At 46.1% G+C, this 14,210-nt stretch carries 17 protein-coding genes; 16 read left to right on the top strand and 1 reads right to left on the bottom strand.

The window, feature by feature from the left end; genetic code table 11:
• The first annotated feature begins 169 nt into the window (after window positions 1–169).
• A complete protein-coding gene (locus NFR43_RS03855; RefSeq protein WP_407658134.1) occupies window positions 170–1,039 on the top strand; it encodes a DNA/RNA non-specific endonuclease in 870 nt (289 codons plus the stop codon).
• 80 nt (window positions 1,040–1,119) lie between these two features.
• Here the strand turns inward: NFR43_RS03855 and NFR43_RS03860 are convergent, their stop codons facing one another.
• Window positions 1,120–2,220, bottom strand: coding sequence for a M24 family metallopeptidase (locus NFR43_RS03860; RefSeq protein WP_251546626.1), 1,101 nt, complete (start codon window positions 2,218–2,220; stop codon window positions 1,120–1,122).
• 310 nt (window positions 2,221–2,530) lie between these two features.
• Here NFR43_RS03860 and fabZ (NFR43_RS03865) point away from each other — a divergent pair, with 310 nt between their 5' ends.
• The 15 genes from fabZ (NFR43_RS03865) (at window position 2,531) to NFR43_RS03930 (ending at window position 14,203) form a co-directional block, all read left to right on the top strand.
• Complete coding sequence (fabZ, locus tag NFR43_RS03865; RefSeq protein ID WP_251546628.1) at window positions 2,531–2,977, top strand: 3-hydroxyacyl-ACP dehydratase FabZ; 447 nt, start codon at window positions 2,531–2,533, stop codon at window positions 2,975–2,977.
• An 87-nt stretch (window positions 2,978–3,064) separates the two neighbouring features.
• On the top strand, window positions 3,065–3,511 hold the full coding sequence (locus tag NFR43_RS03870; protein ID WP_251546630.1) for a MarR family winged helix-turn-helix transcriptional regulator: 447 nt from the start codon (window positions 3,065–3,067) through the stop codon (window positions 3,509–3,511).
• A 17-nt stretch (window positions 3,512–3,528) separates the two neighbouring features.
• Complete coding sequence (locus NFR43_RS03875) at window positions 3,529–4,503, top strand: beta-ketoacyl-ACP synthase III (RefSeq protein WP_251546633.1); 975 nt, start codon at window positions 3,529–3,531, stop codon at window positions 4,501–4,503.
• A gap of 34 nt (window positions 4,504–4,537) precedes the next feature.
• Window positions 4,538–4,780, top strand: a complete 243-nt coding sequence (locus NFR43_RS03880; RefSeq protein WP_251546635.1) for an acyl carrier protein — start codon at window positions 4,538–4,540, stop codon at window positions 4,778–4,780.
• 1 nt (window position 4,781) lies between these two features.
• On the top strand, window positions 4,782–5,732 hold the full coding sequence (locus tag NFR43_RS03885) for an ACP S-malonyltransferase (protein ID WP_251546636.1): 951 nt from the start codon (window positions 4,782–4,784) through the stop codon (window positions 5,730–5,732).
• Window positions 5,716–6,447 (top strand): 3-oxoacyl-[acyl-carrier-protein] reductase, encoded by a 732-nt coding sequence (gene fabG, locus NFR43_RS03890; RefSeq protein WP_251546638.1) that lies wholly within the window; start codon window positions 5,716–5,718, stop codon window positions 6,445–6,447. The genes NFR43_RS03885 and fabG overlap by 17 nt, the downstream gene beginning before the upstream one ends.
• Window positions 6,448–6,458: 11 nt before the next feature.
• The gene (fabF, locus tag NFR43_RS03895) at window positions 6,459–7,694 is read left to right on the top strand and encodes a beta-ketoacyl-ACP synthase II (protein ID WP_251546640.1); all 1,236 of its coding nucleotides are present in this window, start codon (window positions 6,459–6,461) and stop codon (window positions 7,692–7,694) included.
• A gap of 2 nt (window positions 7,695–7,696) precedes the next feature.
• The gene (gene accB / locus NFR43_RS03900) at window positions 7,697–8,146 is read left to right on the top strand and encodes an acetyl-CoA carboxylase biotin carboxyl carrier protein (protein WP_251546642.1); all 450 of its coding nucleotides are present in this window, start codon (window positions 7,697–7,699) and stop codon (window positions 8,144–8,146) included.
• A 5-nt stretch (window positions 8,147–8,151) separates the two neighbouring features.
• The gene (gene fabZ / locus NFR43_RS03905) at window positions 8,152–8,583 is read left to right on the top strand and encodes a 3-hydroxyacyl-ACP dehydratase FabZ (RefSeq protein ID WP_251546644.1); all 432 of its coding nucleotides are present in this window, start codon (window positions 8,152–8,154) and stop codon (window positions 8,581–8,583) included.
• A 9-nt stretch (window positions 8,584–8,592) separates the two neighbouring features.
• A complete protein-coding gene (gene accC / locus NFR43_RS03910) occupies window positions 8,593–9,969 on the top strand; it encodes an acetyl-CoA carboxylase biotin carboxylase subunit (protein ID WP_251546646.1) in 1,377 nt (458 codons plus the stop codon).
• Complete coding sequence (locus NFR43_RS03915) at window positions 9,956–10,804, top strand: acetyl-CoA carboxylase carboxyltransferase subunit beta (protein ID WP_251546648.1); 849 nt, start codon at window positions 9,956–9,958, stop codon at window positions 10,802–10,804. The genes accC and NFR43_RS03915 overlap by 14 nt, the downstream gene beginning before the upstream one ends.
• Window positions 10,805–10,814: 10 nt before the next feature.
• Complete coding sequence (gene accA, locus NFR43_RS03920; RefSeq protein WP_251547080.1) at window positions 10,815–11,570, top strand: carboxyltransferase subunit alpha; 756 nt, start codon at window positions 10,815–10,817, stop codon at window positions 11,568–11,570.
• Between the two features lie 14 nt (window positions 11,571–11,584).
• Window positions 11,585–12,349 (top strand): enoyl-ACP reductase FabI, encoded by a 765-nt coding sequence (fabI, locus tag NFR43_RS03925; RefSeq protein ID WP_251546650.1) that lies wholly within the window; start codon window positions 11,585–11,587, stop codon window positions 12,347–12,349.
• Between the two features lie 255 nt (window positions 12,350–12,604).
• Entirely contained in the window at window positions 12,605–12,769 is a 165-nt protein-coding gene (locus NFR43_RS08565) for an LPXTG cell wall anchor domain-containing protein (RefSeq protein ID WP_407658136.1), read from the top strand.
• A gap of 144 nt (window positions 12,770–12,913) precedes the next feature.
• Window positions 12,914–14,203: an APC family permease gene (locus NFR43_RS03930; RefSeq protein ID WP_251546652.1), complete on the top strand. Its 1,290-nt coding sequence runs from the start codon at window positions 12,914–12,916 to the stop codon at window positions 14,201–14,203.
• The last annotated feature ends 7 nt before the right edge of the window (window positions 14,204–14,210 follow it).

Here is a 14,210-nt window from a genome sequence, read left to right on the forward strand (position 1 = left end):
CTTAGCCAATCGGCCTCCAATACCGGTTAACAAACGGTACTAGGGGCCGATTACGTATTATTATCTTATTTTCCTGAATTAAATAATGGTTTAATCAAATGCGACCGAACTAGTGTTCATTCATCCCAAATTAGTGTAAAATAAGTCTATCAAGAACTCAGAAGGGATTATGAACACCGTGAAAAAACGTTTTAATAAATTTTGGCACTGGCTAGCAATTTTAGCCATTCTCTTTGCCATTGCTACTGGCTTCCAGCATACGAATCAAACTGGTCAAGCATCGTCTGGAACGATTACCAATATTCTTCGTCAGTTTACCCGATATTCTACCAGTAGTAGTCACTCGAGTAATAGCAGCTTACCTGCGCCAAGCAAGCAACAGGCTGAAGCTGTTCTGACTACGAGTGTTAAAAAGCAGTTAGGAGGAAGTGTCCAATGGAACGGCCACGGAGCATTTATTGTTAACAATAATCGTCCGCAACTGAACGCGAATATCTCAAGTGCTCCGTATGCAGTCAATAAGGTCGACCAACAAGGTCGCGCCTGGCGTGGTGACGCTTGGTTAAACCGCAGTACCCGCCAGTACCAAAGCCGCGAACAAACTAATAATGGAGCTACTAGTTGGAAACCTGCGGGATTTTTGCAAGCTACTAACCTCAGTAATGGACCCAGCCATGCTTATGACCGCGGCCATTTACTAGGCTATGCATTGGTAGGGGGTATCAAGAGCTTTAACGCCTCTGAATCAAATCCACAAAACATCGCCACTCAAACGGCTTGGGCTAACGAAGCACGTTCGGAAAATTCCACGGGACAAAATTATTACGAAGGATTGGTGCGCAAGGCATTGGATCAAAATAAGCAAGTTCGCTACCGGGTAACTGACATCTACGATGGTAATAATAAAGTACCATCAGGCGCCCATATCGAGGCATTATCAAAGGATGGATCCCTAAGCTTTAACGTCTTTGTGCCAAACGTCCAGAATAATATTTCCATTAACTATTTAACGGGCGCAGTAACAGCATTAACCAAGTAATATCAATAATAGCAAGATGGCCACCAGCGGTCTAATTAAACCGTTGGTGGCCATCTGTGTGTACTATTGTTAGATCTTGCCTATTTAGGGAAGGTCTGCAACTCCTTGCTAGTATGTGTAAATGGTTCACAACCTTCTTCTGTGATGTGAACACAATCCTCAATTCGAACTCCCGCAAAGCCCGGAATGTAAATTCCCGGTTCAATCGAGAAGCACATTCCCGGTTCAAGGACCAGATCATTACCCTCCATGATGGAAGGAAATTCATGTTCGCTACTGCCCATCCCGTGACCGAGCCGATGAATAAAGTACTCACCATAGCCAGCATGATCAATGATCTTCCGGGCCGCTGCATCCAGTTCAGCAGCCGTAATTCCTGGTTTAGCGGCATCTTGGGCGGTTAATTGGGCTTCTAAACAGACTCGATAAATCTCTTTTTGACGGTCATTAAGCTGGCCGACAGCGATTGTTCTGGAAACATCACTAATGTATCCTTCGTTCACTGTCCCCAGATCAAATAGCACTAACTCATTATTTTCAATTTTTGTGGCGGAGGTTGCCCCATGTGGTTCCGCCGCATGGGCACCCGCTTGAATTAGGGTATCAAAACTCATTTGATTAACACCATGTTGCTTTAAGGCAAATTCCAGTTCAGCTGCCACTTCTTGTTCGCTTTTACCAACTTGAACCGCTTCGAAACCAACTTTCAGAGCAAAGTCGGCCCATTTACCAGCTTCATTCAATTTGGCAATTTCATCCGGACTTTTGATCATCCGCATTTGTTCAATTACTGGCGTCAAATTCGTCGTGAACTGACCATCAGGAAAGACTTGCTGGAGACTATGTAAACGATCCACCGTTAAGGAGCCAGCTTCAATTCCCCAGTGAAGAGGGGAGGTAACGCTCTCTTTGACGTGTTGGGCAATGAGGGCAAAGGGATCTTCATGATCTAAGTAACCATAGACTGGATCAGACCAACCAGTTTCCTTAATTGCCTCGACTTCGAGCGCAGGTGCAAAAATAAATGGGGCGTGGTCAGGGAAGACCAATAATGCCAATACTCGTTCAACCGGGTCACTATAGAAACCAGTTAAGTAGTTAATGGTCATCGGATCACTAATGTAGGCAGCGTCCAATTGGTGCTGGGCAACGTAAGTTTGTAATTCTGTCAGTTTTGTCATCTTCATCCTCCTGACTTCACTCGGGTGACTAAAATTGGTTAATTAATAGCATACCATAACTCAGGAAAGGAAAATGAGGATTGTAGAAGATTATGATTAAATTAGTAATTTTGATTCAACAGCACGAACTAGTAATATAAACAAGTTTATGAATGACAATTTTTATTAATCTTGAACGTTGAAAAATAGCGGTTTTAATTATCAGAATTTATTTTTATTCCCAAATAGTTTGACAATCAAAATAAGCTTGATATAATTCGAGTATCGAATAGTTTGATATTCGAAATACTTTTGTTGGGAGGTGACGTCCGTGGCAATTATGGCGGCCCAAGAAATTATGGACCTCATCCCGAACCGCTATCCGATTTGCTACATCGATTATGTTGATGAGCTGGTCCCTGAAGAATCGATTACCGCAACGAAAAACGTGACCATTAACGAATCGTTCTTTCGCGGCCACTTTCCGCATAATCCAGTTATGCCAGGCGTGTTGATTATCGAAACACTTGCGCAAGCAGCGTCCATCTTGATTTTAAAATCACCACGTTTTTACAAAAAGACGGCATACCTTGGCGCGGTTCATAACGCCAAGTTCCGGGAAATGGTTAAACCTGGGGACATTCTTAAATTAAATATTCAAATGAAAAAGGTTCGTTCTCAAATGGGAATTGTCGATGCCCAAGCAACGGTCAACGGCAAGTTAGCATGTAAGGCTGAACTAGTCTTCATCGTTGCTGAACGAACAGAGAAAATTTAACATAGTAATCGGTTTTGTATATAATGTATTTTGAACATCAAATAGTTTAACTTATCTAAATAGTTTATATTCAGGGAGAAATATATTATGAATCAGAACCACGACTATCAAATTATCAATAAAGCCCTGATCAAGGTATATTCAGGGATTGTCTACATTGAAGAACACGAACTCAAAAAGAGTCGGTTCAGCGACATCACCATTAAAGAAATGCACGCGATCGATGCAATCTCAATGTATGATCACCAAACGATTTCAAAAGTGGCAGAGAAGTTACACCTTACTCCCGGCACGATGACTTCAATGACCGACCGGCTCATCCGGAAAGGATACGTCGAAAGAATTCGCGATAAAGATGATCGGCGCGTTGTCCGACTCATGTTGACCAAGCGGGGACGGCTCCTATACCGTGCCCACCGGGCTTTCCACAACATGATGGTGGAACGTTTCTTAAAAGACATCAATCCCGATGAATTAAAGATCGTGAAAAAGGCTTTAAAGAACCTGGAAGGCTTTGTTGAAGAACATGCATAACTAACGAGGTGGAAAAAGTGCAAGACCTCAAAATTGTCGGCACCGCTGCCTATGTTCCACCACTCACGGTCTCCAATGATGATCTCACCACGTTGATGGACACTTCAGACGAGTGGATCACCAGTCGAACGGGGATTCGCCAACGCCATATTAGCCAGGGCGAGAACACCTCAGAGCTCGCCGTTAAGGTCGGCCAAAAACTACTGGCGCAAACCGGCTATTCTGCTGACCAGATTGACCTAATCATAGTTGCGACAATGTCACCAGACGCATACACGCCATCGACGGCTGCAATTGTTCAGGGAAAATTAGGAGCCGCTAATGCGGTCGCCTTTGATCTTTCAGCCGCTTGTTCTGGCTTTGTGTTTGCCCTTGAGACTGCTAAAAACATTCTCAAGGCTTCGGCAGGAACGACTGCATTAGTTATTGGTGCGGAAGTGCTATCCAAACTGGTCGATTGGCATGACCGAAGTACCGCTGTTTTGTTCGGTGATGGCGCTGGTGGCGTCTTACTGACCACGGAAGAACGTGCGACTCCTTTAGTAGCGGGCAGCGATCTCCGCACGATGGGCCAGCTCAATGACAAAATTGTTGCTGGTGCGACGACAAGTGGAACTTCCTTTCCCAAACAAGTTACTGGGCTTACCAGTTTTACGATGGCGGGGCGTGATGTTTACAAATTTGCAACGAATGAAGTGCCAAAATCGATTCATAGAGCTGCCCAAAAAGCTGGGATCGAAGTCGAACAAATTGACTACTTCCTGCTTCACCAAGCAAACGCACGGATTATCAAGCAAATTGCTAAACGCTTGGCGCAACCACTGGCCAAATTTCCGCTGAACATTGATGAATATGGAAATACTGCAGCGGCAAGTGAACCAATCCTTTTAAATGACGTCGTCAATGCTGGCAAACTTAAACCGGGAATGACCGTCGCCATGAGTGGTTTTGGTGGGGGCCTCAGTGTTGGAACACTAATTTTGAACTTTTAAAACTAATCATAAATCAGAAAGAGGAATTTTAATTATGAGTAAAGATGAAATTTTTGAAGCTGTTAAGAGCATTGCTGTTGAAGAATTAGACGTTGACGAAAGCAAAGTGACGTTAGATGCCAACATCAAGAACGATTTGGAAGCAGATAGCTTAGACGTTTTCGAAATCATGAACGAACTGGAAGATAAGTTTGATATTGAATTGGACGCTGACGACAGTGTTCAAACAGTGGGTGACGTTGTTGATTTCGTGGAAAAGCAATTAGCGGCTAAGTAAAATGCAATACGGAATTTTATTTAGTGGTCAAGGAGCCCAACGTGCGGGCATGGGAGTCGAGCTAATGGCTGACTCTCTTTTTTTAAACATTGTTCAGCAAGCTAGTGAAATTATTCACCTTGATCTCGAAAAAATCATGCGTGATGAAAATGATGAGCTTGATAAAACGGAATACGTTCAACCGGCATTAGTGACTGTCAGTTACGGGATTTATAAAATGCTCCAACGAGATTTGCCAGAACTGCCCATTGCCGGAATGGCTGGTTTGTCATTAGGGGAATACGCTGCCCTTTTTGCCGGTGAAGCGGTCGACTTTTCGACTGGTCTGCAGTTACTGGTTGACCGGGCAAAGTACATGCAAGCTGACGCCGACAAGGTCGTCAGCACGATGGCAGCGATCTTGAATCCTGATGTTCAAGCCATTGAACAACTGTGCGCAAACTTGCAGTCTTCAGGCCAGCAAGTTTACATTGCTAATTACAATTCACCACAACAATTGGTGATTGGTGGACCCGTAGCAGATGTGAAAGCTGCAGCTAAACAAATTAAGGAACACGGGTTGGCCAAACGGGCAATCGTTCTCAAAGTGAATGGTGCTTTCCACACGCCACTTTTTAATGGGGCGCGGGCGAAAATGAAGACCCGTTTAGCAAGTGTCCAATTTAAGGACCCACTCGTTCCAGTCATCAGTAATACGACTATGGAACCATTTCAGGGAAACAAAATCGGGGCCATTTTGGAACGTCAGTTGGCAGTGCCGACGCACTTTGGCGATGATGTTAAGGTCCTGGTTGATCAATACCAAGTCAACGCAACATTGGAAATTGGTCCAGGGAAAACCCTGTCCCGTTTTGCTCAGCAAGTTGCTCCTGGACTATCTACTCACCATATTGGAAATTTGGATGACTATCAAAAATTTGTAAAGGAGTACCAAGATGGAACTCAAGGATAAAGTTGTTTTAGTGACCGGAAGTACCCGGGGAATTGGTGCCCAAACCGCGTTGACGTTTGCCCAAGCAGGGGCACGAGTGATTCTCAACGGTCGCCACGAATTACCAGCTGAATTAAAGCAGCAACTGGATGACTTAAACGCTGATTACCGTTTCATCAATGGTGACATTGCTGACGAAGACCAGGTCAAAAGTTTAGCGAAGGCAGCCTGGGCTGCTTACGGTCAAATTGACGTGCTCGTTAACAACGCCGGAATTACCCGCGACCAATTATTGATTGGAATGAAGCAAGCAGACTTTGATGCAGTCATCAACGTTAACCTGCGGGGAACCTACATGCTGACCCAACGGATTTTGAAGAAGATGTTTAAGCAGCGTTCGGGCGCCATTATTAACTTAGCAAGCGTCGTCGGCCTGCATGGTAATGCGGGTCAAGCAAACTACGCCGCTAGCAAAGCTGCCTTAATTGGCCTAACTAAAACGATTGCCCAAGAAGGGGCCCTGCGGGGAATTCGGTGCAATGCTGTTGCCCCCGGCATGATTGCCAGTAATATGACCGCGGCCTTGTCTGACCACGTTCAAAAGCAAATCATTAGCAGGATCCCTCTTAAACGTCTCGGGCAACCAATTGAAGTTGCAGAAACCATTAAATTTCTCGCCCAAAATGACTACATTACCGGACAAACAATTGTAGTCGATGGCGGGATGACAATGTAGGAGGAGAGCAAATGGCAAGAGTTGTAATTACGGGAATGGGCGCCGTGGCCGCCAACGGTAACGGTGTGCAAACCTTTATTGATAACAGTATGGCCGGCAAGATTGGAATTAAACCAATCAGTAAATTTGATGCAAGTGAAACCGGCATTACCGTGGCCGGTGAAATTGATGATTTTGATCCGCAGGCAGTAGTTGGTAAAAAAGCCGCCAAGCGGATGGATCTTTATTCTCAATACGCGATTCAAACCGCGACGGAAGCCATGGAGATGGCCGGCATTACCGAAGAAAACACTAATCCAGAAGATTTGGGGGTCATTTACGGTTCCGGGATTGGTGGTTTAACCACCATTCAAGAGCAAATCATTAAGATGCACGATAAGGGACCAAAGCGGGTTTCCCCAATGTTTGTCCCAATGGCGATTGCTAACATGGCTTCTGGGAACCTGTCAATTCGTTTTAACGCGCAAAATATCAGCACCACAATTGTGACTGCCTGTGCAAGTGCAACTAATGCAATTGGTGAAGCTTTCCGTCAAATCAAAGCTGGTCGAGCGAAGGCTATGTTGACCGGTGGGGCCGAAGCTTCGGTTAACGAAATTGGGATTGCGGGCTTTGCCGCATTGACGGCCCTCAGTACCGCAACCGATCCAGAAAAGGCGTCATTGCCATTCGATATTGATCGCAATGGCTTCGTGCTTGGTGAAGGAAGTGCCACTTTAGTCTTAGAAGATCTTGACCACGCCAAAGCTCGTGGGGCCAAGATTCTAGGTGAAGTGATCGGTTATGGTGCCACCTCTGACGCCTTCCACATTACTTCACCCGATCCAGAAGGAAAGGGGGCGGCGCGAGCAATGCAACAAGCCATCAATGAAGCTGGCATCCACCCAGCCGACGTTAACTACATCAATGCTCACGGTACAGCGACCCACGCCAACGATGAAGGCGAAAGTAAGGCCATTAACCAAGTCTTTGGGCAAGACAGTCAAGTGCGGGTTAGCTCCACAAAGGGGATGACTGGGCACTTACTTGGTGCTGCTGGGGCTATTGAAGCGGTGTTAACTGTTGCCGCTTTACATGATGGTCAATTACCAGCCAACATTGGTTGTTTTAACCAAGATCCGGCCTGCGACGTTAACCTCGTTCAATTAGGGGACCAGGATGCTCCTGAAGCCACTTACGCAATTAGCAATTCATTTGGCTTTGGTGGCCACAACGCTGTTCTAGCCTTTAAGAAATGGAGTGACTAGGAATGGAATTAAAAGAAATTCAAGCGTTAATGCATGATTTTGAAAATTCCGCCACCCGTGAACTCAAGATTGATGATGGTGATTTTCACCTCTATCTTAGCAAAAACACAACTAATCATGACACCAAGCCAGTAGCTTCCACCGCGGCGACCTCTAACCAAGTGACGAGCGATAATCAGGCAAGTGGACCGGTAGCAGAGGATCCTCAATCACAAACAATTACCGCCCCATTAGTCGGGACAGTCTACCTGCAACCAAAGCCGGACGCCAAGCCATACGTACAAACTGGCGACCATGTTGAGCCTGGTCAGGTTGTTTGTGTAATTGAAGCGATGAAGATGATCACCGAAATTAAGAGTGACGTTGCGGGAGTCATCACCAAGATCAACGTTGAAAATGAAGAACTAGTCGAAGTTGAACAACCACTGTTTACCGTTAGCAAGGAGGGATAGATTGTATGTCTGAAGTTTTAGATTCTGCAGTAATTCAAAAAATTATTCCGCACCGCTACCCAATGTTATTAATTGACCGGGTAGAAGAACTGGTGCCTGGTGAAATGGCCGTCGCCCGGCGAAACGTGACGATTCATGAAGAGGTCTTTAATGGTCATTTCCCAAACAATCCGGTACTCCCTGGTGCATTGATCGTCGAGTCACTGGCTCAAACGGGCGCAATGGCCCTCTTATCAAAGCCAGAATTCAAAGGAAAAACCGCTTACTTTGGTGGAATTAAATCCGCTGAATTCCGCAAGGTCGTCCGCCCCGGTGATTCCATGCGGTTGGAAGTCCACTTAGAAAAAATTCGTCGTAACATCGGTGTTGGTAAGGGAATTGCCACCGTTGATGGTAAGAAGGCCTGCACCGCTGAATTAACCTTTGTGATTGGCTAGGTGATGCGGATGTTTACAAAAGTCTTAGTTGCTAATCGGGGAGAAATCGCCGTAAGAATCATTCGTTCATTACGGGAACTCGGGATTAAATCTGTCGCAATCTATTCGACTGCCGACCGGGGAAGCCTGCATGTTCAATTAGCAGATGAGGCTGTTTGCGTTGGTGGTGCCCGGGCCCAGGATTCGTATTTAAATGAAAAAAATATCCTCGCTGCTGCGATTGGGACCGGTGCCCAGGCAATTCATCCCGGGTTTGGCTTTTTGTCCGAAAATGCCGAATTTGCCCAAATGTGTGAAGAATGTGGTTTAACCTTTATTGGTCCCCAGCCAAAAGTCATCAACCTGATGGGGAATAAGGAAAATGCCCGGGAACAAATGAAAAAGGCCGGCGTCCCGGTTATTCCCGGCAGTGACGGTTACATTACTGAACCACTGGAGGCTGCCCGGGTTGCCGAAGAAATTGGGTATCCCGTATTATTGAAAGCCGCTGCTGGTGGTGGCGGTAAAGGAATTCGCCGGATTGAAAATCGGGAGGCAATTGCGGACGCCTTTGTCGAAGCCCAACAGGAAGCAAAGGCCGCTTTTGGTGACGACCGGATGTACCTCGAAAAGATTATGGAAAATGTCAAGCACATTGAGGTTCAAGTCTTTCGTGACAATTTTGGTAACAGTGTCTACTTCCCGGAACGGGATTGCTCTTTGCAACGGAATAAGCAAAAGGTGATTGAAGAAAGTCCGTGTTCGCTGGTCACTCCAGACCAACGTCAAGAACTGGGAAAAATTGCTTTACGGGCCATCGACCAATTAGGCTATCACAATACCGGAACTATTGAATTCTTGATGGATCAAGACCACCATTTCTACTTTATGGAAATGAATACGCGGATTCAGGTGGAACACACCGTTACAGAAATGGTGACGGGCATTGACCTCGTCAAGGCCCAAGTATTAGTCGCGGCGGGGGAACCCTTACCATTCCATCAGGATGACATTCAAATTCGGGGTCACGCCATCGAAGGGCGGATTAACGCCGAAGACCCGCAACGGAACTTTATGCCAATGACCGGGACAGTTAACTATTTGTACCTACCGGTCGGTAACTTGGGGATGCGGATTGACACCGCCCTCTATCCAGGGGCCCAAATCACCCCGTACTATGATTCAATGATTGCCAAAGTGATCGCGCTCGGTCACGACCGCAAAGAAGCCATCCAGAAATTAAAGCGGTTATTGAGTGAAATGGTTATTTTAGGGGTGACAACGAACCAACAATTCCACCTCGCCATTTTGAACGACCCCGCCTTCGTGAACGCCGATTTTTCAACCACCTATTTGGAAAACGAATTCTTGCCAAAGTGGAGGGATAAACAGAATGAAGCTATATGATCACAATAATACCCTGAGTGAACGCCATATCAAGGCCAACCGGCAGGCTGATCGTCAGGTCCCTGATCGCATGTGGGTGGAGTGTCCACATTGTCAAAAGACGTTTCTAGCTAAACAATTGACCAGTTTCACTTCTTGTCCAAACTGTGATTATGGATTTCGGATCTCTGCGCACCGGCGATTAGAATGGCTGGTTGATGATTTTCAGGAATTTGATACGGATTTGCAAACTACCGATCCACTCAATTTTCCTGGCTATCCAGAAAAAATTACCCGCTTACAGGCCAAGACTAAATTAAATGATTCGGTCTGGACTGGTGAAGCAACCATTGGTGCCGAAAAATTTGCTCTTGGAATCATGGATCCAACTTTTATCATGGGATCGTTAGGGACCATCACTGGTGAAAAGATCACCAGGCTGTTTGAATACGCTACGAAACATCAAGAAGCCGTGGTGCTATTCACAGCCTCTGGTGGTGCGCGAATGCAGGAAGGAATTCATTCACTCATGCAGATGGCTAAAATTTCGCAAGCAATTGCGGAGCACGCCGCTGCCAGGCTTCTTTACATCGTTGTCCTGACCGATCCGACCACCGGTGGGGTCACCGCTAGTTTTGCGATGGATGGTGATGTTACCTTAGCCGAGCCCCATTCATTAGTTGGCTTTGCGGGGCGGCGGGTCATTGAACAAACCATTCACCAACGGGTCCCTGACGATCTGCAATCCGCGGAAAATATTTTAAAACATGGTTTCATCGACCAAATTGTGAAGCGTCAGGACGAAAAGCACACTATCGAGTGGCTCTTAAAAGTAGGAGGTGAGCAGCGTGAGTGATTTATCGGCAATGCAAATCGTTCAGCGGTCCCGCCGCGATAATAAAATTACCGGATTAGAAATCATCCACCAAATCATGCCTGACTTCATGGAACTGCATGGTGACCGTCTTGGCAGTGATGACCCCGCAATTGTGGGTGGCATTGCAACCTTTAACGGTCACCCGGTCACGGTCATCACCACCGACCGGGGAAAAACTGCTAGTGAGAAGGTGGCCAAACACTTTGGATCACCAATGCCCGGCGGTTACCGCAAAGCACTGCGGTTGATTCAACAGGCTGGCAAATTCAAGCGCCCAGTCATCTGTCTAGTCAACACTCCCGGAGCCTTTCCGAGTCAAGAGGCCGAAGAGCAAGGGCAGGGAGCGGCAATTGCCCAGAGTATTATTGAAATGGGGCAAACTCCGGTCCCAATTATCACCATTATTTATGGAGAAGGCGGTAGTGGAGGTGCGCTAGCGCTCGCTGCTGGTGATGAGGTCTGGATGCTCGAACATAGCACTTATTCAGTGCTGTCACCGGAAGGCTTTGCATCGATCCTCTGGAAGGATAGTTCCCGGGCTGCTGAGGCAGCGGAGGTGATGCAAATGACCCCGGAAGCACTTTTAAAACAACAAATTATTGATGGTATTATTCCAGAAAATCAAGACCATTTAATCACCGGTCAACAAGTTGCACGAATGTTGACCCGCGAATTAACAAAATTAAATACGTTGAGTACCGCACAATTATTGCAACAACGTCAAGCGCGGTACCGTAAATTTTAATTTGGAGGATAACAATGGGAAATTTATTATCAGGAAAGAAAATCGTCATCATGGGGGTTGCCAATAAGCGTTCCATTGCCTGGGGCTGTGCCAAGGTGATGACTGAACAAGGTGCCGAAGTGATTTACACCTACCAAAACGAACGCTTGAAAAAAAGTGTCAGTCGATTGGTAAAGAACGGTAATCATTTAATCGAATGCGATGTTTCCAGTGATGAAAGTATTACAACTGCCTTTAACGAAATTAAGCAACGCTTCGGCCAGGTCGATGGCCTGGTACACGCCATTGCTTATGCTAAGAAGGACGAACTGGAAGGGTCAATTTTAAATTCTAGTCGGGAAGGGTATGCTTTAGCACAAGATGTCTCAGCATATTCACTGTTAGCCGTTGCCAAAGCTGCCACGGACCTTCAACTGTTGAAAGATCCAGCAAGCATTGTCACTCTAACTTACTTCGGGTCCGAGCGGGCCATCCCGAATTATAACGTGATGGGCGTCGCGAAGGCTGCTTTGGAAGCCAACGTTCGTTACCTTGCCCGTGACCTCGGTGAATCACATGTCCGAGTTAATGCTATTTCTGCTGGGGCCGTCAAGACCCTCGCCGTTACCGGGATCAACGATCATAATGAACTACTCAAGATGTCTCGTGACCGGACCGTGGATGGGCAAGACGTCACCATCGACGAAATTGGGGGCACTTGTGCCTTCTTAATGAGTGATCTCGCCACTGGGGTTACCGGCGACGTTATTTACGTAGACAAGGGTGTTCACCTAATTTAATTACACAAATTGCACATAAAATAATCTTCTATCAGAAACCCCATAATATTAAAGAACCATTCGGAATTTCGGTTGAAATTCTGAATGGTTCTTTCTTTGCAAGAAAGTTACTATGGATGACTTTATGTATGATGAAAATGGTAAAAAAATCGGTGTTTCAACATTAGTTTCTGGCAAACTGCATCACGAACGGTTGAATTTAAGAAGTATTATTCAAGTCAAGATAAGGATGCACCGACAACCGTTCCGATACCTTTGACTCCTGACGGAACTAACCCGCTGTCAAATGCTAAACAACCAACGGCATTGCCGCAAACTGGGAACAAGAATAATGAATTAGCTAGTCTTGGCTTACTCGGCTTATCCACTGGAGTTCTGATGACCTTGTTAGGCTTGGAAAAGAAACGGCACGAAGATTAATTTTTCGGCTGTACTACTACTTTTAATAATTATTTCTCCGTAAAAGGGGGCCACTCATGAACTGGGTGGCCCCTTTATCGTGCGATTGAATTACGTTTGATTTGGTGCTTTAATAAGGTTGAGTGAATTTTGGGAGATGATTGAATGACTAAACCGCGAGCAACTGTTCAAAAAACTGTCGGTGTTGTTGGCGCCACCGCAATCGGGATTGGTGGAATGATGGGGGCTGGCCTCTATACCTTGGTGGGGTTAGCCACTGCCTCTGCTGGAAAATGGCTACCAATTGCCTTTATCATTGGTGGGTTGGTTGCCTCATTTTCGGTTTATTCCTACTCTAAATTAGGCGCAAAATATCCGAGTAAGGGTGGAGCGGCACAATTTCTATTAACCTGCTTTGGTGACGGAATGATCGCGGGTGGTCTGAATGTCTTTCAATACTTTGGTTGGATTGTGGCAATGGCCTTGTATGCTGCTGGTTTTGCAGAGTATGCTTGTGACCTGACCGGTTTGCCCCAAAATAGCTGGATCAGTAAAGGGATCAGTGTTGGTATTATCTTAGTAATCGTGGTGATCAACCTGCTAGGTTCCAAACAAGTGGCACGTGCCCAAACGTTGATCGTCTCCTTTGAACTCCTGATCCTTCTAATTTTTATCATCGGTGGCTTGTTAAAAGCTCACGTTCCAACAACTACGTCAGGAAGTTCTGATAGTGGTTTGGGAATTATTTCCGCTGCTGGATTGCTTTATGTTACCTATGAAGGCTTTGGTGTAGTTACCAATGCCGCCGGCAGTATGAAAGATCCGCAACATGAATTACCACGCGCCATGTATCTGTCACTTGGCCTCGTGCTCATCCTTTATGTCATTATCAGCACGTTGGTCATCGCCACTATTGGCACGAATGGAGCGATCGCTAATCAAGGGCACGCCCTAGCGGCCGCTGGGCGAAGTGTTTTAGGGCCCGTCGGCCACATTGGCGTTGGCTTAGCAGCGCTTGTGGCAACTGCATCGGCTGTCAATTCCACGATGTTTGGTGACGAAAACTTAGGGCTGCGAATTGCCAAAGTCGGTGAATTGCCTCACCAATTCGGGGTCATGACCAAGGTTGGTGGACCATGGGGATTATTTGTAACGGCCTTGCTAACTTGCTGTTTCGTCGTTGCATTCCCACTTTCGGCCGTTGGTGAAATGGCGAGCCTAGCATTTCTGCTAGTCTACGCCACAGTTAATATTGGCCACCTCAAAGTGTACAAACAAACTGGTGCGCGCCGCTGTATCTTATGGGTTGCCATCATTCTGAACCTAATTCTCTTCGCATTTCTGTTCATTCAAACTATTTTCAAAGGTGAAACCATGACCTGGGCTTCCGTAATCGTGATGCTCATTATCAGTTTCGTCGCCGAATGGTTGTGGCAACGTCATCAACACACATAGTACACTC

Source organism: Limosilactobacillus caecicola (assembly GCF_943192935.1).
GTDB lineage: Bacteria > Bacillota > Bacilli > Lactobacillales > Lactobacillaceae > Limosilactobacillus > Limosilactobacillus caecicola.

What these genes read in the sequence shown, in the direction of transcription:
- fabZ (WP_251546644.1), top strand. Translation starts at nt 8,152, where the DNA reads ATGTCTGAAGTTTTAGATTCTGCAGTAATTCAAAAAATTATTCCGCAC.
- NFR43_RS03870 (WP_251546630.1), top strand. Translation starts at nt 3,065, where the DNA reads ATGAATCAGAACCACGACTATCAAATTATCAATAAAGCCCTGATCAAG.
- NFR43_RS03880 (WP_251546635.1), top strand. Translation starts at nt 4,538, where the DNA reads ATGAGTAAAGATGAAATTTTTGAAGCTGTTAAGAGCATTGCTGTTGAA.
- accB (WP_251546642.1), top strand. Translation starts at nt 7,697, where the DNA reads ATGGAATTAAAAGAAATTCAAGCGTTAATGCATGATTTTGAAAATTCC.
- NFR43_RS03915 (WP_251546648.1), top strand. Translation starts at nt 9,956, where the DNA reads ATGAAGCTATATGATCACAATAATACCCTGAGTGAACGCCATATCAAG.
- NFR43_RS03860 (WP_251546626.1), bottom strand. Translation starts at nt 2,220, where the DNA reads ATGACAAAACTGACAGAATTACAAACTTACGTTGCCCAGCACCAATTG.
- accC (WP_251546646.1), top strand. Translation starts at nt 8,593, where the DNA reads ATGTTTACAAAAGTCTTAGTTGCTAATCGGGGAGAAATCGCCGTAAGA.
- NFR43_RS03855 (WP_407658134.1), top strand. Translation starts at nt 170, where the DNA reads ATGAACACCGTGAAAAAACGTTTTAATAAATTTTGGCACTGGCTAGCA.
- NFR43_RS03930 (WP_251546652.1), top strand. Translation starts at nt 12,914, where the DNA reads ATGACTAAACCGCGAGCAACTGTTCAAAAAACTGTCGGTGTTGTTGGC.
- NFR43_RS03885 (WP_251546636.1), top strand. Translation starts at nt 4,782, where the DNA reads ATGCAATACGGAATTTTATTTAGTGGTCAAGGAGCCCAACGTGCGGGC.
- accA (WP_251547080.1), top strand. Translation starts at nt 10,815, where the DNA reads ATGCAAATCGTTCAGCGGTCCCGCCGCGATAATAAAATTACCGGATTA.
- fabG (WP_251546638.1), top strand. Translation starts at nt 5,716, where the DNA reads ATGGAACTCAAGGATAAAGTTGTTTTAGTGACCGGAAGTACCCGGGGA.
- fabF (WP_251546640.1), top strand. Translation starts at nt 6,459, where the DNA reads ATGGCAAGAGTTGTAATTACGGGAATGGGCGCCGTGGCCGCCAACGGT.
- fabI (WP_251546650.1), top strand. Translation starts at nt 11,585, where the DNA reads ATGGGAAATTTATTATCAGGAAAGAAAATCGTCATCATGGGGGTTGCC.